Source organism: Photobacterium andalusiense (assembly GCF_900185625.1).
Classification (GTDB): domain Bacteria; phylum Pseudomonadota; class Gammaproteobacteria; order Enterobacterales; family Vibrionaceae; genus Photobacterium; species Photobacterium aquimaris.
In genome coordinates this window covers 616,044-639,224 of sequence record NZ_FYAJ01000001.1, presented here as the reverse complement: position 1 = coordinate 639,224, position 23,181 = coordinate 616,044, and the positions used below count along the sequence as shown (strand labels likewise).

The 23,181-nt window shown below is 37.5% G+C and carries 19 protein-coding genes; 15 read left to right on the top strand and 4 right to left on the bottom strand.

The window, feature by feature from the left end; genetic code table 11:
• Positions 1 to 71: 71 nt before the first annotated feature.
• The 10 genes from PAND9192_RS02920 (at position 72) to PAND9192_RS02875 (ending at position 11,791) form a co-directional block, all read left to right on the top strand.
• Complete coding sequence (locus PAND9192_RS02920) at positions 72 to 1,214, top strand: glycosyltransferase (protein ID WP_087852459.1); 1,143 nt, start codon at positions 72 to 74, stop codon at positions 1,212 to 1,214.
• 9 nt (positions 1,215 to 1,223) lie between these two features.
• A complete protein-coding gene (locus PAND9192_RS02915) occupies positions 1,224 to 2,678 on the top strand; it encodes a lipopolysaccharide biosynthesis protein (RefSeq protein ID WP_087852458.1) in 1,455 nt (484 codons plus the stop codon).
• On the top strand, positions 2,668 to 4,053 hold the full coding sequence (locus PAND9192_RS02910; protein WP_087852457.1) for an O-antigen ligase family protein: 1,386 nt from the start codon (positions 2,668 to 2,670) through the stop codon (positions 4,051 to 4,053). The genes PAND9192_RS02915 and PAND9192_RS02910 overlap by 11 nt, the downstream gene beginning before the upstream one ends.
• A gap of 121 nt (positions 4,054 to 4,174) precedes the next feature.
• Positions 4,175 to 4,921 (top strand): acyltransferase, encoded by a 747-nt coding sequence (locus PAND9192_RS02905; RefSeq protein ID WP_370738375.1) that lies wholly within the window; start codon positions 4,175 to 4,177, stop codon positions 4,919 to 4,921.
• A complete protein-coding gene (locus PAND9192_RS02900) occupies positions 4,918 to 6,069 on the top strand; it encodes a glycosyltransferase family protein (protein ID WP_087852455.1) in 1,152 nt (383 codons plus the stop codon). The genes PAND9192_RS02905 and PAND9192_RS02900 overlap by 4 nt, the downstream gene beginning before the upstream one ends.
• Positions 6,066 to 7,511 (top strand): GumC family protein, encoded by a 1,446-nt coding sequence (locus tag PAND9192_RS02895; RefSeq protein ID WP_087852454.1) that lies wholly within the window; start codon positions 6,066 to 6,068, stop codon positions 7,509 to 7,511. Before PAND9192_RS02900 ends, PAND9192_RS02895 begins: the two co-directional genes overlap by 4 nt.
• 157 nt (positions 7,512 to 7,668) lie before the next feature.
• Complete coding sequence (locus tag PAND9192_RS02890; RefSeq protein WP_087852453.1) at positions 7,669 to 8,757, top strand: glycosyltransferase; 1,089 nt, start codon at positions 7,669 to 7,671, stop codon at positions 8,755 to 8,757.
• A complete protein-coding gene (locus PAND9192_RS02885) occupies positions 8,754 to 9,938 on the top strand; it encodes a glycosyltransferase family 2 protein (protein WP_087852452.1) in 1,185 nt (394 codons plus the stop codon). The genes PAND9192_RS02890 and PAND9192_RS02885 overlap by 4 nt, the downstream gene beginning before the upstream one ends.
• A gap of 64 nt (positions 9,939 to 10,002) precedes the next feature.
• The gene (locus PAND9192_RS02880) at positions 10,003 to 10,611 is read left to right on the top strand and encodes a sugar transferase (RefSeq protein WP_234998903.1); all 609 of its coding nucleotides are present in this window, start codon (positions 10,003 to 10,005) and stop codon (positions 10,609 to 10,611) included.
• Between the two features lie 97 nt (positions 10,612 to 10,708).
• Entirely contained in the window at positions 10,709 to 11,791 is a 1,083-nt protein-coding gene (locus tag PAND9192_RS02875) for a site-2 protease family protein (protein ID WP_087852450.1), read from the top strand.
• 115 nt (positions 11,792 to 11,906) lie between these two features.
• Here PAND9192_RS02875 and PAND9192_RS02870 read toward each other — a convergent pair whose 3' ends face one another.
• On the bottom strand, positions 11,907 to 12,260 hold the full coding sequence (locus PAND9192_RS02870; RefSeq protein WP_036795047.1) for a YajD family HNH nuclease: 354 nt from the start codon (positions 12,258 to 12,260) through the stop codon (positions 11,907 to 11,909).
• A 466-nt stretch (positions 12,261 to 12,726) separates the two neighbouring features.
• Here PAND9192_RS02870 and PAND9192_RS02865 point away from each other — a divergent pair, with 466 nt between their 5' ends.
• The 4 genes from PAND9192_RS02865 (at position 12,727) to PAND9192_RS02850 (ending at position 18,794) form a co-directional block, all read left to right on the top strand.
• Positions 12,727 to 13,395: a DUF2760 domain-containing protein gene (locus tag PAND9192_RS02865; protein ID WP_200817773.1), complete on the top strand. Its 669-nt coding sequence runs from the start codon at positions 12,727 to 12,729 to the stop codon at positions 13,393 to 13,395.
• Positions 13,395 to 15,230 carry an Hsp70 family protein gene (locus PAND9192_RS02860; RefSeq protein ID WP_087852448.1) on the top strand — a complete coding sequence of 612 codons (1,836 nt, stop codon included), beginning with the start codon at positions 13,395 to 13,397 and terminating at the stop codon, positions 15,228 to 15,230. The genes PAND9192_RS02865 and PAND9192_RS02860 overlap by 1 nt, the downstream gene beginning before the upstream one ends.
• A 160-nt stretch (positions 15,231 to 15,390) precedes the next feature.
• Positions 15,391 to 18,258, top strand: coding sequence for an Hsp70 family protein (locus PAND9192_RS02855; RefSeq protein ID WP_087852447.1), 2,868 nt, complete (start codon positions 15,391 to 15,393; stop codon positions 18,256 to 18,258).
• A gap of 332 nt (positions 18,259 to 18,590) precedes the next feature.
• Positions 18,591 to 18,794 (top strand): hypothetical protein, encoded by a 204-nt coding sequence (locus PAND9192_RS02850; protein ID WP_036795050.1) that lies wholly within the window; start codon positions 18,591 to 18,593, stop codon positions 18,792 to 18,794.
• A 142-nt stretch (positions 18,795 to 18,936) separates the two neighbouring features.
• Here the strand turns inward: PAND9192_RS02850 and PAND9192_RS02845 are convergent, their stop codons facing one another.
• The 3 genes from PAND9192_RS02845 to PAND9192_RS02835 all read right to left on the bottom strand — a co-directional run bounded on the left by PAND9192_RS02845 (position 18,937) and on the right by PAND9192_RS02835 (position 21,338).
• A complete protein-coding gene (locus tag PAND9192_RS02845; protein ID WP_087852446.1) occupies positions 18,937 to 19,767 on the bottom strand; it encodes an ABC transporter in 831 nt (276 codons plus the stop codon).
• On the bottom strand, positions 19,764 to 20,639 hold the full coding sequence (locus PAND9192_RS02840; protein ID WP_087852445.1) for an ABC transporter ATP-binding protein: 876 nt from the start codon (positions 20,637 to 20,639) through the stop codon (positions 19,764 to 19,766). Before PAND9192_RS02840 ends, PAND9192_RS02845 begins: the two co-directional genes overlap by 4 nt.
• Before the next feature lie 384 nt (positions 20,640 to 21,023).
• The gene (locus PAND9192_RS02835; RefSeq protein ID WP_065166107.1) at positions 21,024 to 21,338 is read right to left on the bottom strand and encodes a hypothetical protein; all 315 of its coding nucleotides are present in this window, start codon (positions 21,336 to 21,338) and stop codon (positions 21,024 to 21,026) included.
• Between the two features lie 458 nt (positions 21,339 to 21,796).
• On the opposite strand from PAND9192_RS02835, the gene PAND9192_RS02830 reads away from it, so the two are divergent.
• Positions 21,797 to 22,798, top strand: coding sequence for a ribonuclease T2 family protein (locus PAND9192_RS02830; protein WP_087852444.1), 1,002 nt, complete (start codon positions 21,797 to 21,799; stop codon positions 22,796 to 22,798).
• Positions 22,799 to 23,181 lie beyond the last annotated feature (383 nt).

Here is a 23,181-nt window from a genome sequence, read left to right as displayed (position 1 = left end):
TAACATTGGCATCCCTTTTGCTTGATTTATATTCATATTAGTGAATTTATATCAATATACGAGAGGATCTCATGACTCACGATCACCACATCTTTGTTTTTGACCCTATTTGCTATGCTGGCGGTTCTAAATTCGCTACTCGTGAAGTATTAAAACTTATTAACTCACGTAAAAATCGCTTAACCATCTTAACCTCAGATCCTCGATCATGGCCAATAGCGCAAGCCAATATAATATCGCTATCTTATCCATCATGGTTGTCTATTAGCGATGTCGGCAATGGCTATTGGTTAAGACAGATCTATTTTTGTTGGTGGATTCTATATAGCCGCTATCTCTATGGTTCAATACAGATTGCTGTTGGTGCATCTTGCCCTGGTAACGATATGCCGATTTACTTGTTAAAGTGGTTACTAAAATACAAAGTTGCCCAATTTATTCATGGTAATATTAGTATTTCACGTTCATGCGGTTTGTGCTTATATCAAGCTGACAATGTGTTTTATTTGCACAGTGCTTACGCTTCAATTAACGCAGTAATACAACATCGGTGGCGAAAGCTGAAACCCAATATTCGTGACCAAAAATGTCAGCAGTTACTATCATCAAGTCATTTTTTACCGTTTATAAATGGCATCGCAAAAGAACAATCGCCCTCGTTATGTCAGTACCATACACCAACGTTATTTTGGGCTGCTTCATTATTGAAGTGGAAAGGACTTGATTTGTTACTAGAGGTCATAAAAGAAACGCCTATAAATCACCGTTTACCTACAAATATCTGTTACCTTGTACCTCAAAACACCACCCTACCGATTACAGTTGCTCCACAAACGATTGAATCGATCAATTGGCACCAGCAACCTGAGTCAATCGATAGTATTCGTGCACAAAGTAATATATTCATTTCAACAAGTGACAAAGAACCTTTTGGGCTATCTATTTTAGAAGCATTATTTGCTGGTATGTGTGTCATTATTCCCAAAGATGGTGCTTTTTGGGATACCCAATTAACACACCAAAAAAACTGTTTAAAATATATTCCTCATGATCGTCAATCGCTACAACAGCAAATAAATTATATCAGCCATTCCCCTCACCAACTTGCGGTATTAGGTTCTGAAGCCGCGTTGTTGTCACAAAATTACCAAGCAGAAAAATGTTATTCCGATATTATCTCTATCCTTTGTCAACACGCATCAAGAACGCCATAAGTCACCAATATGCATATATGGCCTTTATCGACGCCACTCAAAAATATTGTCCTTTATGGTACTAGTATTGTACTTATGAAAGGGGTGTCACTTATTATACTGCCCTATATTGCGACTCATTTACCACAATCTGAATTAGGCCGTTTAGAGACCCTTACTACCATTGCTGTTATTATCAGTATTATTTTTGGCTTATCTTTACATGAAGCATTATACCGTTTTTCTGGCACTGCAAAAAAAATTCAGCAACATCAAATTACCGCAGATATTTTTATTATTAGCATCATAATTGCTGCAATTGCTTTACCTATTATTTGGATAATATGTCCTCTTTTAAGTCAACTTAACCAATTACAAACCTCATCATTAGAACTTAAACTTTTATTGCTACCTCTTGCCTTTGAAGCCATCGTCATGGTTGTTTTATCAGCATTAAGAATGCAGGAAAAGGCACGACATTTTTTTTATATCACTACCGGCAGAGCCCTACTCCATGCACTGCTAACTATGATCGTTCTGCATTATGGTTTTGGTGTACAAGCTGTTCTCTTAGCCGGATTTATTAGCGCAATATTGCAAACTTTAGTGATCATCTGTTTACAATATAAAGCAAATAAAAAAGCGGGAATTAATTATCATGTCAGTCTTTGTGTAACCAAAAAATATTTGTCTTATTGTTTACCATTGATGTTCAGCGGTTTGATTATATTTGGTCTCAATGGCTTAGAGCGGTGGTTATTAGTATATTATGTTTCATTCAATGATATTGCACTGTACGCCGTTGCTTTTAAATTTGCTTTAATCTTAGTGCTCTTAATGCAGCCATTTGGCATGTGGTGGATGCCAAAACGGTTTGAATATTTATCCAATAATGGCATAAAGATAACCACTCAAATCACTCACATCAGTATTGTCTTACTCTGTAGTCTAACAATCTGCGTATGCTTTTTTTCACCTTTTTTTATTGATATGTTCATGCCCGAAAACTACCATTCAGCAAAAGATCTGGTTGTTATTTTAGTGATCATCTTTGCGATTAGAGAGCTTAACGAGCTGATTAATATGGGGGCATTAATAAAACAAGAAACAAAAAAATTGTTGGTAATTAATACTATTGCAACTGTTATTGGGGTGGTACTCATTCTGATATTAACGCCAATATATAAAATTAATGGTGTACTTGGGGCGTTAATGATTGCACAAAGTATTAGAACATTAACTACCTATTGGTTATCTCAACGCTGTTTTTACTTTCCTTTTGCGATCAAAGAAATTATAGTTTTATTTACAATAACTATTATCTCTACAGTAATAAGTCAACTACAACAAACACTACTATTGCATATATCAAGTGCTGTTTTATCGCTTTCCATTTTATTAAGTTATGCCTTTTGGATTCAGTTAATTAGCTTTCCTATTATAAGTAAATCAAAAAAACTTACAGGAGATAATGATGTTATCTAATCATACTACACCTAAGGCACTATCATCATATTGGCTTATAACATTATTAGTCTCTTTCATTATTGGTATTATATGGTATTTCCTACCTCATCCAATATTGATTATTGCTATTGGTATCATTCCGATTGGCGCGTACTATAGTTTAAATAATCCATTTTTCATTGTATTACTGTTTATTCTATTTTCATTTTTTCGGCTACATGAAGTATTTCCTTTTTTATATGACTTCAAAATCCCTAAATATTTATCAATAATTTCGTTGGCTGCATTTATGTGGCAAATATTGATTCAACGTAATATTCAACTTTTTTGGTGCCGCGAGTTCACATTAATTACCTTATTTTTAATGATTATTATGATCGGTATTGTATTTGCAATAGACCGTCCCCTCGCCTTTGAAAGTTTCAAAAATACCTATTGGAAAATCATTATCATGACATTTGCCATTGCGATTTTAATTCAACGACCACGACAATTGACGCTTACCTTACAATCAATAATTTTCTCTGGAATGGTTGTCGCTATTACTGCTATTTATAATAGAATTGAAGGTATTGGGCTCGTTGAAGGCACACGTACAACAATCGGTCGCGATCTTGGTTCCATGCTTGGTGATCCAAATGATTTAGCATTAGTACTTATGTTCCCGATCTCTTTTTCCATTGCACTACTACTGACACCACAATTATCTTGGCTATATCGTTTATTAGGCCTTATCTCAACTATTCTTTTATTCATTGCAGTAATTATGACCCAAAGCCGTGGCGGACTATTAGGGATCATCGCAGTCTTTGGTATTTACGGCATGCAACGGGTTAAATCAAAACTGTTATTACTTAGTTGTAGTGCCGTTATTGGTATTATGCTATTTGCTTTAGCTGGAATAGCTGATAGAACCTCAGGTGGTAGTGCGGAAACAGGAATTGATGCATCATCAATGGGACGCTTATACGCATGGCAAGCTGCTTTTTATATGGCACTTGAGCATCCTTTATCAGGAGTTGGCCTGAGTAATTTTTATCCTAACTACTTCTTTTTTAGTACTCACTGGGATGGAATTAACCACGCGGTTCATAGTACTTGGTTTTCTGTATTAGCAGAAACAGGCTTTATCGGCTTAACTATTTTTATTAGCCTAATTGTTGTGCTCATTAAAAAGATTAAACTCACCTTGGCAAATCTAACCATTCATAAAAATACGGTCGATCCTATTATTTATGCCAGTGCCCAAGGTGTTTATGCCGGTCTAATTGGCACTATCGTATCAGGCACTTTTCTTACCCAAGGTTTTACCTGGCCAATTTACATTTTAGCGGCATTAGTCATTGCAATTAGCAGTATTGCAAAACAAGCATTATGCAAAATAAATAGCTGATTATTATTCTCAATTTGAGAAATATGTAATCCTTTAAAATAACAAGTTGATTATATTATAAAAAAATTTGGCACAGTCTATGTAAGTATAAAGACTGAATATAAATAAAGGCATAGAGATGGTGTATTTATTTTCTTTTGCTCAATGTAAAAAATGGCTTAAAAATAGTCAGCATCCATTCGCTATGGTTTTGACCCGCTTGATCTCAATAATTCGTTATTTTGAGTTACCTTTACCTAAATGGTGTCAATCAACACTCTATTCTCTACATCAAATTTTAACCACATTATGGTGTTATTTCAGTCATTGCTTTTATTATCTTCCAGTATTTAAAGGTCGTTTGCATCGTTATGGTAAACGAACACTATTAGATAATGGCTTGCCTTTTTTTAGTGGACCGCTCGTTATGAGCATTGGTAATGATTGCCGAATTTCAGGTAAAACCACATTTTCAGGTCGTACTGACTCTATAAATCCAACCCTCACTATTGGCAATAATGTTGATATTGGCTGGCAAACAACGATTACAGTTGGCGATAAAATCATTATTGGTAATAACGTCCGCATTGCAAGTCAAGGTTTCCTATGTGGTTATCCTGGGCACCCTATTGATCCTCATTTACGAGCACAAGGATTAGCAGATCTACCACAACAAATTGGCTCAATTATTCTAGAAGATGATGTTTGGGTATGTACGCGAGTCACTATTCTGGGCAATGTCACCATTGGGAGCAGATCCATTATTGCTACAGGTAGCGTGGTAACACAAAGTTTTCCGCCCGATACCTTAATTGCAGGTAATCCCGCTAAGGCAATAAAAACACTCACCTTTCACTCTTCGTCAGCACACAATGAGGACACATCATGAAACATGATCTCATTGTTTTTGCAGAAGACTGGGGCCAATTACCATCAAGCACTCAACACTTGATCAAGCGTCTCACGCCCAATCGAAAAATCATCTGGATAAATTCTATTGGCTTACGTAAACCACAATTTAGCTTACATGATATAAAACGCATTTATAATAAACTTACCCAACCTAAAACACTGTCGACATTTTCTACGTCAACGGCACCGTTTCAAACCATTACTCTAAAAACTATTCCAGCACCTAAAACTAAATTTGCTCGCTGGATAGCTAAAAAACTCATTTGTTATCAATTAGCACCTATTTTAAAACAAGCCCAGCTACATCAACCTATTTTATGGACATCATTACCGACAGTGGCAGATTTGTGTGGAACGCTCGGTGAATATGGCGTTATATATTATTGTGGTGATGATTTTAATGCATTAACTGGGGTTGACCATGTCACTGTGAGTCAGCATGAAACAAAGTTAGTCGCTAAAGCTAACCTTGTGCTCGCCGCTAGTATGGCGCTATATAACAAGTTCCCTCAGCACAAAACCCGTTATTTACCTCACGGTGTTGATTTTCAGCTATTTAACCATTTCGCTTCTCGTGCACATGATTTACCCAATAATAACCGTCCGACAGCTGGATTTTATGGCAGTTTATCCCATTGGCTCGACTATGATTTACTGAATAATATTATTGCTAATAACCCCGATTGGAATTTTGTTTTCATCGGAAAAAAAACATTCAATAAGCCACCTTTTTTAAATCACAGTAATCTTTATTTACTCGGAGAAAAGCCCCATACAATGCTGCCGCAATATAGTCAGCATTGGCAAGTAAGCCTGTTACCTTTTATTGATAACGCCCAAATAAGATCTTGTAATCCTTTAAAATTATTAGAGTATTTAGCAACAGGTACACCAATAATCAGCACCCCATTCACTGCCGTTATTCCTTATAAATCAGTTGTTAATATTGCTCAAAACGCAACTGAATTTAGTATGAACCTACAATCAATAAAAACAACTTGGCATAATACTAAAACAGTTAACACTATTGAAAAAAACAAACGTTTACAACAAATTGCATTAAGTAAGCAACAAACATGGGATGCAAAAGCACAGCAACTTGAACAATGGCTAGATCTACTATGATTTCATTAAGCCAGCGTTTTTTTATTATATTAACCTCGGCATGGCGACGACGCTATATGATAGTGATCCCTATTATTATCATGCCTTTTATTGGACTGTTCATTGCTAAATTATCACCAAAACTCTATGAGTCGCATACCAGTATGCTGATTCAAGAAACAGCAAAAATGAACCCTTTTTTAGAAGATCTTGCTGTTTCAACAATGTTAAAAGAACGTCTGAGTGCATTACAAACCTTGCTTCACAGTCGCCATATTTTGGGCCTTGTCGCTAAAGAAAGAGGTATTATTCATGCCTCTATGTCACCACAGGCTATTGATAATGCGATTGCTAAATTATCTAAAAGTCTTACTGTTAGAATGGCAGGTAAAGATCTTATCCGTATCGATTATCGTTCAGACAATCCTGAGAATATGAAAACAACATTAGAAACTGTCAGTTACTATTTCATCGAGCAATTATTAGCACCAGAACGATCTTCAATGACTGATTCCAGTAAATTCCTTGCTGAGAATATTGAATTTAGACGTCAAGAACTTGATATCGCAGAAAATGAATTAGTGGATTTCAAAAATAAAGAAAACACTACCCATCCAGAAATGCAAATATCCAGTCTAGATCGTTTAGCAAAACTTAAGCAGCGATTATATGAACGTCAAGCAGAACTTGCTGGTGCAAAAAAGCGTTTAGGCTCGATAGACCTACAATTATCAAAAACCAACCCTGTCATCGGTAAGTTAGAAGAACAAATCATTACTATTCGAGCAGAACTGACATTATTACAGGCTAAATACACCTCGAAACATAGCCAGATTCAAGGCCGATTACGTAATTTAAAGCGCTTACAAAAAGAGCGTGCACGACTACTATCACAAAAACCTGCAGGTTTAAGTACAGAACAACTGTGGGATATTGCCAGCAGTAATAGTGTTAACGATATATCGAAATCACCACCTATTTTATTATCTCAACTTGAAGAATTACAAGAAGCCACAGCAAAGGTTGATTCCTTAGAGGAAGAAACACGAGTATTAAAAATCATCATTTCTGAAATAGAAATTAAAGTCGCCAGTTTTAGTCAAAACGAGAAACAACTCGCACAATTACAACGAGACTTAGCCTCAAAACGAGAATTATATAATGATCTTATCAACCGTTTCGAAATGGCAAAATTAACACGATCATTAGGTGTATTTGAGCAAGAAAAACGTATTAAGGTTATCGACCGCCCTTACACACCTACAAGCCCATCAAACTTACCGTCTTACTTTTTTGCCATTGCTGGCCTTCTTGGAGGAATTGGTTTAGGGACTGGATTAGCTTTTTTAGCTGAAATTTGTGACACCAGTATTCGTCGTAAAGATCAAATAGCAATGTTGAGTACTGTTCCTATATTAAGCCGTATACCAAAACAACCACCCACCACAAACAACAGCCAATAATTTCTCTGCCTTGTATTCAATTTGCTATTAATAGATTCCTATTATATTCATTCTCATTCTGACAATTCTATTCTAAATAAAATAACACATTGAATAAATTACATTTTTTAATGGCACAATCCCTGCATTGTTATCAATGAATCATAAGGAGTGTGTAATGAAAACCATTATTCATGTTGTACAACATTTATCTCCAGGTGGATTAGAAACAATGGTATTAAATATGCTGTCGTTTAGTGATCCTCACTATCGCGTTTTTATTTGCAGCATGGAAGGTACTTCCCAACATATTGTCGCGAGTTGGCGTCAATTACTCCCATTTAAACATCAAATTATTGGCTTGAACAAACCACAAGGCATATCATTATCAACCATTAAAAATCTACATGCAGTTTTTAAAGACAATCAGGCAGATATTGTTCACTCACACCACATTGGTCCTTTACTCTATGCTAGCTGCGCACTTCAACGTCATCAGCACCTAATAAAGCATATTCATACTGAACATGATGCTTGGCACTTAAATAGCTATAAGCACCGCTTTATACATTATATTGCGTTGCTGTTATCCAACCCAACAGTCGTCGCTGATGCCGATTTTGTTTGTCAAAAAATACGTAATATATTTAAGAGCTATCCCATTTATACAATAAAAAATGGTATCAATCCGTCTCGGTTCACCGTCGGTAATAAGCTCCATGCTCGTGATAAACTAGCGCTAGCACTGCCTACAGGTAGTATTGTTATTGGCAATGCTGCCCGCCTAGAAACCGTTAAAGGTCAGCACCATTTAATCGAAGCTTTACAATTATTACCCTCAAGTTTTCATTTATTACTTGCAGGCTCAGGCTCAACGCGCTCTGAGTTACAACAATTAGTACACCAGTATAAACTTGAGCATCGTGTCCACTTTCTCGGCCATATTGATGATATGCCAACGTTTTATCAAGCGCTTGATCTGTTTTGCTTACCCTCTAATAACGAAGGTTTTCCGCTTTCAACTCTTGAAGCTCAAGCCTGTGGTATTCCTTGTATTGCTAATAATGTTGGCGGGGTCAGTGAAACACTAAGTACTGATAGCCTATTAGTTAATGATAATACTGCTATCACGCTATCTGACGCGATTAAATCGATTCCACATCATGGCATTCGTCATGATGCCCGCGACTTCATTCTAAAACATAACCATGCTCAAACAATGACCAAAGCTTATGAACAACTTTACTTCTCAGGAGAAAATATATGACCACCTTTCTCTATATAATGACATCGGTTAGCATCATTGCTGTCATTTATCACCATGCGTTGTATCCGATACTATTAAGTTGGTTTGCTAAACGTCATCCACAAAAACCGCTAGCGCTAACCCCAAGGAAATTTTCAAAAAGCAGTCAAGATTGTACATTACCCACTGTAACTATCATTATTCCAGCCTATAACGAAGCACTGTGGATTGCTGAAAAAATACGTAATATTTCTTACCTTGATTACCCAACCGACAAGCTAAAAGTCATTATTATTTGTGACGGTTGTAGCGATAATACTGTTGAAATTGCCAACAATACTATTCAAGAAGCCTTATGTTCTGATACCCATATTGAAATTTTTCCGCAACTAAAAAATCAAGGCAAAGTTGCTGTCCTTAATCAATTTATACCACAATACGATAGCGATATTATTGCACTTAGCGATGTCTCTGCATTAATTTCCTATGATGCATTATTAATCGCAGCTAAACACTTTGAAAACAGTAAGATAGGAGTCGTAAACGCAACTTATCGATTATTGACACCAAGCTCTGTAGGTGAAAGACAATATTGGGATTATCAAACCAAAATTAAACAACAAGAAGCCACTCTTGGTGATAGTTTAGGCGCACATGGTGCATTTTATCTCTTTAGAAGCGCACTGTTTGTACCTTTGGATGAAGATACGATTAACGATGATTTCATTTTACCGATGAGTATTGTCGAGCAAGGCCACCATGCTATTTATGATCCAACCATTTGCGCAATAGAGCTTGATTATGTAGATCGCCGAGATGATTTCTCTCGCCGTTTACGTATTTCGGCCGGTAATTTTCAACAACTTGTACGCTTATTTGGTTTATTTAATCCTAAATATAAAGGTACTGCTTTTACCTTTCTATCGGGTAAGGGACTTCGCATTACCATGCCTTATTTTATGTTGATGGCATACATTGGATCATGGCTTTTAATTAGCTCACCGTTATTTCTCGTCGCCTTCATTTGCCAGACATTAGGCTATATTGTGAGTCTACTTGGTATCATGCTTCCTAATATATTTTCACATAAGATTTTCCACGTATTAGCCTATCTTGTTGCAGGGCATACAGCGAATTTTATTGGCGGAATAAACTATATTTTCCGTAAATTAATAGGACCATTAAATCGTGTGCATAAATAACATCAAAATGACAATTTTCGGTTCCTCTTGCAAAATACAAAACATTCACATTGATCGATCAACAATGCTCGCTAAACGTATTTTTGATCTTTGCCTAACATTGATGATGTTAATTATTGTTTTACCTTTTTTCCCTTTAATTGCCGCAGCCATTAAACTGAACTCTAAAGGTGATATTTTTTATCGTCAGTTGCGGGTCGGTAAAGCAACAGCGGATAAAATTCATATTTTTGAAATGATAAAATTCAGGAGCATGCAACAAGACGCAGAGAGTCAAACCGGGGCTATTCTTGCTAGCAAAGAAGATCAACGAGTCACCACTGTCGGACGTTTTTTACGCCGCACTCGTATTGATGAATTACCGCAGCTATTTAATGTCTTACGCGGTGATATGTCTTTAGTTGGTCCGCGTCCAGAACGACCTTCTTTTTACCAACAATTAGAGAGTGAAATTCCTTATTTTAGCGAACGAACTTATGGTGTTTTACCCGGCATCACCGGTTTAGCTCAAATAAATCAAGGCTATGACACCTGCATCGATGATGTACGCTCCAAAGTCGGCTTTGATCATAGCTATGCGCTATCGCTTAACTCATTCTCAAGTTGGATAAAAACCGATCTTTATATTCTCATGGTTACAATAAAAGTGGTGTTCTCTAGTCAAGGACAATAACGATAATAAGAATATGTAACAACCCGTAACATAACCTCGTTCAATAGACTTTTTTCCGTATAATCACGCTATCTTTCCTTACTCTGTGGATAATGCATTGGAACTATTGGCTATCGATTTTTTAGGTAAGCCGCTGCGACTTGAAGGCTCAATGGCTGGATGGCAACAATTATTTTGGGACAATACACTTGTTTCTCAAATTGCAGCAGCACCAACCGATACTGATCAATTTATACATCAATTTGAACTGTCAAATAATGAGCAAACCATTCAGTGCCAACTTAATGGCAGCTTAAGTTGGCAGCCGTTTTTAATTCAATATCAAGCCAGCGTCGACCAACAAGTCATAGCACAAGGTGAAAGAAATAATAAAGATATTGAACGCCAGCAACCACAACAGCCAATCAAAGTAGAAAAGAGATTCAGTTTAATTGGGCTAGTTTCTTTAGGGATGAAAGCCCTTAAAAGTGCTAAATTAATTAAAGTTGTATTAGCGTCAGCAAGTTTAGCCGCATATTCATGGCTGTTTTCGATTCAATTTGCATTAGCGCTACTGGCCTGTTTAGTGTTTCATGAATATGGTCATATTCGCGCAATGAAATATTTTGGCATGAAAACCAAAGGCATTTACTTAATTCCCTTTTTGGGTGGATTAGCGTTAAGTGATGAGAAAATTAACACCCGTTGGCAAGATGTAGTGATTTCAATTATGGGGCCTGCATTTGGATTAATCATGTCGCTAGCTAGCATGATTGCCTACTGGATCACTGGTGAAATGTTTTTTGCTGGCTTAGCTGTGTTTAATGCACTACTTAACCTATTTAATTTATTGCCAATTCTGCCACTCGACGGTGGTCATGTTTTAAAAAGCATTAGTTTTTCGATGAACAGTAAAATTGGCATTATTGCTTGTGCATTAGCTGCTGTTGCTGGCGTCATTTTAAGCTATCGCTTAGGGCTAACGTTATTTGGCTTTCTACTGATTATGGGTAGCTTAGAAATTATCTTTGAATGGCGACAGCGTCATCAAAGTCATCTATTACCTTTAGATCGCTATGGTCAGATTTTCTCGTCTGTATGGTATATCAGCCTAGTCGCTGCTTTTGTCGGTATTATTGCGTATTTTGCTAGTCTAGGAGATAGTTTACTTAGCCTACCACTACAAATACTAGGCACTTAACCAACAGTAAAATTAAGCTGTAAAAAAACCAGCACTCAGTGAACGATATATACTACGTTCATCTGTCGTGCTGGCTTTTTATTACGACTACCGTCTGGATTTAACCATAACGGTATTATTTTTTATTCGCCATCATCGCTTTAAGATCTGCAAAAGGGTTAAATGTCGCCGCTTGGTGATCATCCTCACCTGCACGAATAACACTTCCTTGACCATTATCAGCATCAGTGTATTTCTCGTGTTCATGATCATGACAAAATAAGCACAATAACTCCCAGTTGCTACCATCTTGAGGGTTATTAGTATGGTCGTGATCAACGTGGTGAACAGTTAACTCTCGTAAGTTTGAATAAACAAACTCACGCGAACAACGACCACACACCCAAGGATAAATTTTTAATGCTTTTTCACGATAGCCCGCTTCTTGACGAGCATAAGCGGCACTGCTGCCAGTATAATCAGACGACATATTTTGACCTATTAATATAAATACCAAACAACAAACACGAGGCTGATGTCATTAGTTATGGCGCATATTACCGCCATAAATTCGATTCAACCACCTTAAAATAACAGTTTTCAGTTAAAGATTATTAAAAATCATTTATAGCCGTCATTTATTATTTAAGCCTGTTTTAATACAAACAGTTAGCTTGAAATAAATTTTATCATCCCCATTTATTGACTAAATTATTTTTGAACATAATCGAAACCACTAAACTGAATACAACTTAACGTAATCACTTGCATGGAATTTAAGCAAAATCAGCCTTTATTAACAAATATCGGTTATAAAACACCGTTTAATTAGCCAATTTTTAATAGGTCTATGCTACTATTCCTGCAATTATTTAAAGCTGATTCTAACAAGATGTTAAATGAATCGCCCTTTTCACCGCAAAGAGTAAACAAATATGGCTTTTGATTTTTCTAAGATACACGTTGATTTGTCGGCTGTGCCAACTACTATCGACATGGGTCACGCATGTTTAGGCGCTTTAGTTTTGATTTTATTGGTCATGTATTTCACCAAGAAAGGCAAACCAGTAACAGTCGAAAAAATTGTCGAAAAAGAAATCGAAGTAGAAAAGATTGTCGAGGTTGAAAAACCGGTCGAAATCGTTGTTGAAAAGATTATCGAAAAACCTGTTGAGAAAATTGTTGAAGTAGAAAAAATTGTTGAGAAAATCGTTGAAGTAGAAGTTGAACCTAAACTCAAAACATCAACGCCAGATTCAGCACTCCAACTACTGTCACTTTTACAACAAGACGCGCGCTTTATTGATTTCATGCAAGAAGATCTTAAAGGCTTTGCAGATGCTGATATTGGCGCTGCTGCTCGTGTTATTCATGAAGGCGGTCAGAAAGTACTTAATGAATACTTTAGCTTTGCACCAATACGTGCTGAAGATGAAGAATCACGTATTACCCTACCTCAAGGGTTTAATGCCTCTGAAGTACGCCTAACGGGTAACGTGGTAGGCGAAGCGCCATTTAATGGCACTCTGATCCATCGCGGTTGGAAAGTGACAAATGTTAAATTGCCTAAATTGGCAGAAGGCCATGATGTACATATCATCGCAGCCGCTGAGGTAGAATTATAATGCAAGATACACAACAACATCGTTACAGCGTAGGTATTGACTTAGGCACAACACACTGTGTGCTTTCTTATGTCGATCTTGAAAGTGAAAATGCTGATGTCACGGTAATGACAATTCCACAATTAACGACTCCGGGTAATGTGGAAGACAAGAATCAATTACCTTCGTTCATGTACCAAGCTCACGAATCAGAGTTAGCAGAAGGCGATACTGCACTTCCTTGGAATGCAAAACCTAATGCTATTGTTGGTGCGATGGCACGAAATCTTGGTAGTAAGACCCCTATTCGTCTTATTTCAAGTGCAAAAAGTTGGCTTTGTCACGGTGGCGTTAACCGTCGTGATGCGTTTTTGCCACTTAATAGTCCAGAAGAAGTGGTAAAAGTATCACCACTTGAAGCGACGCAGAAATACCTTGAGCACATGGCTGATGCGTGGAACTTCCAACATCCAGAGACGCCAATTAGTGATCAGGATGTCACCATTACAGTACCAGCATCTTTCGATCCTGCTGCGCGTGAATTAACCGCAGAAGCGGCTCGTAACGTTGGCTTTAAACACTTAACTTTGCTTGAAGAGCCACAAGCTGCTGTTTATAGCTGGATCAAGAATAATGACGACAGCTGGCGTGACCAAGTTGCTGTTGGCGATATCATTTTAGTGGTTGATATCGGTGGTGGTACTACAGATTTATCATTAGTTGCAGTAACTGAAGAAGACGGCAACTTAACCCTTAACCGTGTTGCTGTTGGCGATCACATCCTGCTGGGTGGTGATAACATGGATCTTGCTCTTGCTTATCGTTTAAAGATGAAGCTAGCGCAAGAAGGCAAACAATTACAACCATGGCAAGTATTAGCAATCACGCATGCTTGTCGTGATGCAAAAGAAGCTCTGCTTAACGACGCTGAATTACAATCTATGCCGATTGTGGTTCCAAGTCGTGGCTCTAAGCTTCTTGGTGGTACGCTACAAACAGAACTAACCCAAGAAGAAGTGCAGCAAACATTGGTTGAAGGTTTCTTTCCACAAACAACCATTGAAGAGCTACCAGTACAAACCGCGCGTGGTGCATTAACCCAAATGGGTCTACCTTATGCGCAAGATGCTGCGGTATCACGCCATGTTGCGGGCTTCTTAAGCCGTCAAAGCCAAGCGGTAGAAGAACTGTTTGCACAATATGAACAACAGCATGAAGGCTTTATTCGCCCTACTGCTATCCTGTTTAATGGTGGTGTACTTAAATCATCATTATTATCAGAGCGTCTATTATCAACGATCAATAGCTGGTTAACTACTGCAGGCTCTGCTGAAGCGAAGTTACTTTCAGGTCTTGATCTTGATCTTGCTGTCGCAAGTGGCGCTTCATACTATGGCTTTGTTCGTCGTGGTAAAGGTGTGCGTATTCGTGGTGGTATTGCAAGTAGCTACTACGTGGGTATTGAAAGTGCAATGCCTGCTATTCCAGGCATGGAACCACCACTAGAAGCACTTTGCGTGGCGCCTTTTGGTATGGAAGAAGGCAGCCAAGCCGATGTACCAAGTCAAGAATTTGGTTTAATCATTGGCCAGCCAGTGCAGTTTAAATTCTTTGGTTCTACCGTACGTCGTGACGATATAGCTGGTACTCACCTTGATTGGTGGCAACCAGAAGAAATGGAAGAATTGCCAACAATTCAAATGACACTGCCGGTTTCTGAAGGCCGTAGTGCTGGTGAGGTTGTTCCGGTTAAACTTGCCTCGCATGTCACTGAACTGGGTATGTTATGCCTTGAAGCCATCGCGACCGATAATGGTCAGAAATGGCAAGTCGAATTTGACGTTCGCGAAGCGTAATAGCTTATACAGCGGCGCACTTTATAGTGCGCCGTTTATTTATCTGGCCAATGAAACATGTCAGCGGGCTATATTCTTCTAATTTCCACCCGTAAAAACTGACACATCAATCGTTTCCCATCAGGCTATTTTCTCATTGCAATTATTTTATGGAGTCAGCATGCCTTCATCTTCCCCACGTTATCTTGTTGGTATTGATCTTGGTACTACCCACACTGTTGTCGCTTACAGTGAGATTACAGATACATTAGAAACAAGTCCGATGCATATTTTTGAAATTGATCAATTAATTGCACCGGGTGAAGTCGCACGTAAACCATTACTGCCCTCATTCCGTTATCACCCAGCTGAAGGTGAAATGGACGCAACCCAATTGGTGCTACCTTGGAACACTGAACCTGTAAAAGGTGAAATTGCAAGTGTCATTATTGGTGAATTTGCACGTGAATTAGGTGCGAAAGTTGAAGGACGCCAAGTTGTTAGTGCTAAAAGTTGGTTGTCACATCAACATGTTGATCGTAATGAAGCTATTTTGCCGTGGTCATCAACAGCGTCCACATCTGATGTAAAAAAAGTTTCACCTGTTATTGCGAGTGCCAGCTATCTTAACCATGTGCGCCAAGCGTGGGACTATCACCATAAAAATGACAAACTTGCCCAACAAGAAGTGGTGATCACTGTACCTGCTTCTTTTGATGAATCAGCACGTGCATTAACATTAGAAGCAGCTGAACTCGCGGGATTAAAAAAAGTCTTATTACTTGAAGAGCCGCAAGCTGTTTGTTACGACTGGTATGCTCAAAATCGCCAACAAGCAGATGAATTATTAAAAGACATTCCATTATTAATGGTGTGCGATGTGGGTGGTGGTACAACCGATTTAAGTTTAATTAAAGTCGGTAGTGATCAAGGAAAATTAACCCTTGATCGTATCGGGGTTGGTGATCACTTAATGCTAGGTGGTGATAACCTCGATTTAGCATTAGCGCACGTTGCCGAACAACGTTTGCATGGCGAATCAAAAAAGCTTAGCCCTGCGGCGTTATCAAAGCTTATTCAGCAAACCCGTAAAGTGAAAGAAAAGTTATTATCTGGCAACGCACCAGACAACGCCAAAGTCACCATGCTCGGCAGTGGCTCGCGTTTGATTGGTGGTGCTAAAAGTATTGAGTTAAACCGTGAAGAAGTGCATAGCATCGCCCTTGATGGCTTTTTTCCTATTACTGAGTTCACTGACCAACCGAATCAGCGTCAAGCCGCTATGGTTGAATTTGGGCTTCCCTATGCGGCTGATCCTGCTATCAGTAAACATGTCGCGCAGTTTATTGATCTGCATGATAATGTTTGCCGTGAAGCGTTTAATGATTTTAACATCCATCACCCAAACTCAATCATTATTAATGATGATCAACCGGCGATCCCTGTTGCGGTATTACTAAATGGTGGTGTATTTAACAGCCCGCTACTGTCAGCACGTACACTAGATATTATTTCTCGCTGGCGTGGTGCACCAGTAACCGAACTTAAAAACCTTCATCCTGATTTGGCAGTTGCATTTGGTGCTGTTGCTTATGCTAAAGCTCGTCATGGCGCACAGCTTAAAATTGGCGGAGGATCTGCCCGTTCATTCTTCTTAACTATTGGTGAAAATAAAGGCACTAAACAAGGTATTTGCTTATTACCTAAAGGGATTGAAGAAGGCATCGAAGTTACATTAACACACCGTAAATTTGCACTAACACTGGGTGAGCCAGTGCGATTTAACTTAGTTTCTTCTACTAATGATAAACATCATGATGTTGGCGAGTTGATTGAAATCGTTGGCGATGGTTATGTCAGTCTACCGCCGTTTATTGCAACATTAGACAGCGAACGCGATCGTAGCGAATTAGCTGCCAACCAAAAAGATCGTGAGGAAGTCACCTTAGCTTGCCAATTAACAGAAGTTGGTACTCTTCAAATTGAAGCTGTCAGTCTTAGTGATAATAATAAACGTTGGAAAGTTGAATTTGCTATTCGCAAAGATTTAGCCCGTTTAAACCGCAATAATGGCGATAGTACCCTTGCTGAAAGTGAGCTTCCAGCTCGAATGCCTGATGCTATTGACGCTGTTAAAAAAGTCTTTGGCGGCAGTAAAAATACCGATAACAATAAAGCGGTCAAAACACTGCGTAATGATCTCGATAAGATATTAGGCAAACGCGATAATTGGGAAACACCGTGTTTACGTGAACTTGCCAATGCGCTGCTTGAAAGTAAAAAGCGCCGTCGCCGTTCAGATCTTCATGAGCGTAATTGGTTAAAACTAACAGGTTTTACCATGCGTCCAGGTTTTGGCTACCCTGCTGATGACTACCGTATGGAACAAATCTGGCAGTTATATCAACACGGTATTCAATTTGATACCAATACCCAAACATGGTGCGATTGGTGGACGTTCTGGCGTCGTGTTGCCGGAGGCTTAACCCAAGAGCAGCAACTACTTATCTATAAAGATATTGCTAAATATATTACTCCTGGAGCAAGCCGTAACGCTAAACTCAACAAAGAACTCCAAGAACGTAGCTATGAAGATATGGTTCGCTTAGCGGCCTCTTTAGAGCATTTACCATTTGATAAGAAGCTTCAACTCATTGAGTGGCTGTTTGGACGTTTACAAAAAGCCCAATATGCTCAAGCGCATTGGTGGGCAATCGGTCGTATTGCCACTCGTACTCCATTTTATGGCAATAACCATAACTTATTATCAGCAGAGCACGTCTCTTACTGCTTACCAGAACTGATGAGCTATGATTGGCGTAAGGAGTCATATATTGGTTTTGCTGCAGTAATGATGACGCGCATGACTGGTGATCGTACTTTAGATATTAACGATGAGTTACGCCAACAAGTCATTAATAAATTAAAACAAAGTAAAGCTCCAGAAAGCTGGATTGAAATGGTTTCTGAGGTCAAAATATTGACAGAAGATGAAACCAAACGAGTATTCGGTGATGCATTACCCAATGGATTACGTCTTATTGGTTAACTTAATTTAAGCTAATACATTAAAGAGAGGTTATTACCTCTCTTTATTTAACTTCATATTTTCAATCTAATATTCCTTATTTAAGAATAAAACCAAATTACGGGCTTAATGGTTTTAAAAAAGAGATGTAATCCTTAATTTTTCATTTTAAATTCTAAATTAAACCACAAATATAATTCTATTAATCTTCTGTTAAGGTTCACATTGCTATTGTCTTGCTAACAGCATTTGTTTACTTGTTATATATCTAACAGGTCAACCGTTTTTCAAGCATTGAGTGGACGAATTGGAACGCCATTATCCCACTCTCAAAAAACTAAATAGGCAAGACTATGACTAATACACAATATGATTTAATCGCACAACGTATCTTCAAATCAGAAAACCAGCGTGTTGCTGTAGCTGCTGTTGTATTTGATGGCCTATCAAGCTATGAAGCAGAGAAGCGTTATGAGCTGCCAAAAGGCACTTTATCTCGTAATGTTCGTAAATATAAAAACGAAGTACAATACATTGAGTCTGTTTCTGCAGCTTAATCATTAAATATATTATTTATAATTAAACCGATATACAGCATGTATATATGAAATAAAATAATCATGGTTTAATTAGAGGCACAATAAAAGAGAATGTATCGCCACATTCTCTTTTTTATAACTGTATATTATGTAGTTAGCGTCAATCACCGCTACGCAAATGGACACTCGCTTTAAATATTCCAATAGATAAAATCAATAACCCTAATAATGTTATCGTTCCTACATTTGCTAATGTTTGCCACGGATGTTCGCTGGTTAGAATATTAAACGCCAAGTTACTGACTTTATTAAGCCAAGCCCCGACTGCCATTGAGTTAAATAACATCGAACTGATTAATTTAACCAATGTTATTGCAACAAATAGCACCAATAATGGATGGTCAGTCAACTGAGAAGTACAAAAGATAATACATGCCACTGGCAACAAAGCTAAACTCATTGCCGCTATTGTGGCAATAAATTGTCCCCAATGTAATCCAATCGCCACCAAAGAGAGTGCATTCTCAGCCAGCATATCTGTTGGCATAACCCACATAGCGACAATCCACACGGTAACATCAATAAGTAATAGAAGTAATGATGAAAACAAAGGAATAACAACTAATGCGACCAATAGTTTGATCGCAATTGCTTTACTGTCACTCACCGGCATTGAGTGCCAAAAAGCCAGACTGCCTTCTTTACGCTCTTTGGCTAGCGCCCTTGCTGAGTAAGTAAAAAAACTCAGTAAAGACACAATACCTGCAACAAAAAAAGACACTGAACCAACCATGCCAGCAAACGATGATGTAGTGATGGGCGGTTGCCAACCATCAAAACCGTTGGTCTGGATATTAAACGAGAAATTATTAATATTGGTGAGTATCATAACCACAACAAACATCGCAAATAATGCCAAAAACACAGGTAGTCGCACAATTATTTTATGTTCTAATAATTCCGTTTTAATTAAGGTATAGCTTTGTTTCATGCCACAGTCTCCTGCTGTTTCGCTAAAAATATATCAGCAAGGCTTGGTTGACTAATATCGCCTAGCAAGGTTAATTGAGAGACATCAGCTCTTTCATACAGCAGTCGATATTGCCCTAATTGACAATTTACTGTTAAAGGATGTAATTGTTTCGCAGCGGCTATATTGTCTTCGCTAACAGATAAGATCGTAAACTCAGTCGCTAATGATGATAGTGATGCCTGTAAAACCGTTTGCCCATTTTTAAGAACTAAAACATCTGTCAGTAAATGTGCAATCTCATTGACTTCATGACTCGCAATAATTAATGCCCGCTCACCTTCTGTAAACCATGCCATCAATGTACGATAAAAGGTCGAACGATACATAAGATCTAACCCAAGCGTTGGCTCATCTAAGATCAGTACATTGACATTGGTTGCCATGACTAACGCTAGATGTAATTGTACTTTCATGCCTTTTGATAAGGTTTTTATTTTACTATTAAGATTAATCTTAGTTTGATCTAAATATTGCAGCATTTTAGGACGTTCAAAACGAGGATGGACGCCAGCCGTATAAGAAATTAATTGTTTTACAGTCATCCAATCAGGCAGCATGGCGACATCAGATATATAAGCAAGATTCTGAACTATTTGGTCTCGGTGCTTTTCAGGCGATAAATTAAAAATACTCAGCTCTCCGCTACAGCTATGCATTCCCAGTAATGTTTTTATTAATGTCGATTTACCTGCACCATTATGACCCAGTAAACCAAGGATTTGTCCACTCGCTAAGTTAAAACTAATATTTTCTAGCGCTTTTTTGCCACGATAAGACTTTGTAATGTGTTGAGCTTTAATAAAAGGTTCGTCACAGCTTATATTATTCACATAACATCCTTAGTAGTTAATGAATTCAGATAAGCGTATTAATAACATAAATAAGTCGCTTTATAAATTAAAGACTTACAAAATCGCTCAAAAATAAAACAACGTTTAATTATATAATGTAGAAGAGGACATGATGCGTAAAATAAGCCACACCATACTGAATATATTGAGGATAGATAGCAAGAGGAGAGTATACAGAGCAAATATAATTAACTCTGTATACTAAATAAATAGTTAATATAAAAAATGCGACTTACCATATTAAAATAAGAAGGCTGCAATTAAAGTTGCACAATAAATATAGTATTAAACATCTGCGATATTGGCATTTTTATATTGCAATAGTTAAACAATTAAACAGTGCTTATCTATTGATTTATATTGTTATTCAGCTTCGTTTGATAACTCTTCAATAACTAGGTCATGCGGGGAAACATCATCTTTTTCCATCATTGCTAAAATCTCAATCATACGTGATTGACGTGATTCTTGTTTGAATTCATGCAAGACAGCAATTAGGTTATTGATTTTTTGTAACGGAATACGCTTAATTACGGCTTTTTGGCGACCAGGAACTTCATCAGCAAAATCAATTAGGATTTGACGGTAGTCAACACGGGCTTCTTTTACTTCACCGGTTGCTTCTACACTTTTTAACATCGCACTGAGCGCTTTTTCTGCAGCTGCGAAACTGTCCATTAATAACCTCGGATAATAATACAAATTTGCTTTAGCACGGTAATGGCAAAGCATGCATTGATAAAATGATCAATATTAATCAGGAAATTTAACATTGTTCTATATTTAGCTAAATGAAATTAATAACCTCAGATGAATAAATGAGATAGGTGTCTATTTACTGACACTCTTTAAGTGTTCTGTTTACACTAAAGACTCTTTATTATAATTGATCTTTTCATTTTCGTGTAGCTGGGGACGCTACTTCTGTGAATATTACTCTGAGTTGGCTTTATTGTGAACACTAATTTAAAAAAATCGTCAATTTATTCATTTTCGATTGCCGTATGTTCTTTTTTGACTCGATTTCTGGCTCAACATCGCATTTTATTATTCGGTGCTAAAAATGATATACCTTAATAAAAGTATCATAATCAACTATAGTAGACACTCAATTACCATTTCAGAATAGGCATCTTGTGCGTACTAACTCTCATTTCATTACCGTTGTTGTCGGTACTATCCTTTCGCTTTCAAGTCTGACTGCAACCGCATCCATTCGAGCCTCTGGCAGCTTTACAGCAAATGGAGATTGCGATGCCTATCAATCTTTTCGTAAACAAACTAATCCTGATAACACTCAACTTGTCAATGATAAACAATATGCAATAAAGGCTATTAATAAAAAAGAATTTGATTGGGTGCAAATACTGATCCCAAATGCATCCCCTGCGATGCGTTGGGTAAATAAATCGTGTGGAAGCTCGAAATTTAATGATGATGTTACCTTTAAACCTTCTTCATCATCAAACGCAACCTCAAAACGTTGTAATACGCGTAATGACTTTGATTCATATGTATTAGCCTTAACATGGCAACCTGGATTTTGTGAACACTTTAAATATAAAGGCAATAAACCAGAATGTACGGCAATTAATGATGGTAAATTAAACATTACTCATTTGACCCTGCATGGTTTATGGCCCAACAAAACCAGTTGTGGCACCAAATATGGCTATTGTGATCGTTATGCGCGTCTAGATTTATCTGCAGCGACCATTAAAGACATAGCACCATGGATGCCAAATTTTTATTACCAAACAAAATTTGGCGAATATGAATGGAAAAAACACGGTGCTTGCCAGAATCTTGATGATAACGCTTATTTTCTAACAGCAACCCAATTAGTCAAAAAAGTTGATGCCTCAGCAATTGGTCAATTTATAAAAGCCAATATAGGTAAAAATGTGTCAACAGCGAGCTTTAAAAAGAACCTTATTTCACATTTTGGCGCTGATGCGGTAGACCGAATAAGTTTAGCTTGTAGCCAAGGTCGCTATTTAAATGAAGTTCGATTGAATATTGGTAAATCATTTAATGTTAACAATAGTGTTCAACAGTTACTTGAATCTGGACCTAAAGGACGTCCGTTCTATGGTAATTGTCATAAAAAGATATACATTGAGGCCGCTGGCAAGTAAGTATTCTCATATTTGATTAGTCGACTATAAAGAAGAGAGCAAGCTACTGTTAGCTCTCTTCTTATCTACATTTACTTTTTCTCTTCTAGATAGTGATATATCCACTACTTTCACTATCAATCACCGTTTCAAAAAACAAATAACACATCAATAAATTACATCAATGTATTTTTTTTAAACCGCCGAATCTCAACATGCGATAATGCACGCCGTTCAATAAGTTCCCAGTGAATTCATTCACAACTTTCTTCAACACATTGATTAAAAAGACTAAAATAACCACTTGCTGTTAATAATGTAACGCGTTACATGGTAATAATTCATTTTTTGTGATATAAGTCTCCTTGGATTTTTGTTTTTTTGTGCTACCTTGCATCGCCTTC

What these genes read in the sequence shown, in the direction of transcription:
- PAND9192_RS02890 (WP_087852453.1), top strand. Translation starts at nt 7,669, where the DNA reads ATGAAAACCATTATTCATGTTGTACAACATTTATCTCCAGGTGGATTA.
- PAND9192_RS02880 (WP_234998903.1), top strand. Translation starts at nt 10,003, where the DNA reads ATGCTCGCTAAACGTATTTTTGATCTTTGCCTAACATTGATGATGTTA.
- PAND9192_RS02870 (WP_036795047.1), bottom strand. Translation starts at nt 12,260, where the DNA reads ATGTCGTCTGATTATACTGGCAGCAGTGCCGCTTATGCTCGTCAAGAA.
- PAND9192_RS02900 (WP_087852455.1), top strand. Translation starts at nt 4,918, where the DNA reads ATGAAACATGATCTCATTGTTTTTGCAGAAGACTGGGGCCAATTACCA.
- PAND9192_RS02845 (WP_087852446.1), bottom strand. Translation starts at nt 19,767, where the DNA reads ATGAAACAAAGCTATACCTTAATTAAAACGGAATTATTAGAACATAAA.
- PAND9192_RS02910 (WP_087852457.1), top strand. Translation starts at nt 2,668, where the DNA reads ATGTTATCTAATCATACTACACCTAAGGCACTATCATCATATTGGCTT.
- PAND9192_RS02860 (WP_087852448.1), top strand. Translation starts at nt 13,395, where the DNA reads ATGCAAGATACACAACAACATCGTTACAGCGTAGGTATTGACTTAGGC.
- PAND9192_RS02885 (WP_087852452.1), top strand. Translation starts at nt 8,754, where the DNA reads ATGACCACCTTTCTCTATATAATGACATCGGTTAGCATCATTGCTGTC.
- PAND9192_RS02895 (WP_087852454.1), top strand. Translation starts at nt 6,066, where the DNA reads ATGATTTCATTAAGCCAGCGTTTTTTTATTATATTAACCTCGGCATGG.
- PAND9192_RS02835 (WP_065166107.1), bottom strand. Translation starts at nt 21,338, where the DNA reads ATGGACAGTTTCGCAGCTGCAGAAAAAGCGCTCAGTGCGATGTTAAAA.
- PAND9192_RS02850 (WP_036795050.1), top strand. Translation starts at nt 18,591, where the DNA reads ATGACTAATACACAATATGATTTAATCGCACAACGTATCTTCAAATCA.
- PAND9192_RS02920 (WP_087852459.1), top strand. Translation starts at nt 72, where the DNA reads ATGACTCACGATCACCACATCTTTGTTTTTGACCCTATTTGCTATGCT.
- PAND9192_RS02855 (WP_087852447.1), top strand. Translation starts at nt 15,391, where the DNA reads ATGCCTTCATCTTCCCCACGTTATCTTGTTGGTATTGATCTTGGTACT.
- PAND9192_RS02915 (WP_087852458.1), top strand. Translation starts at nt 1,224, where the DNA reads ATGCATATATGGCCTTTATCGACGCCACTCAAAAATATTGTCCTTTAT.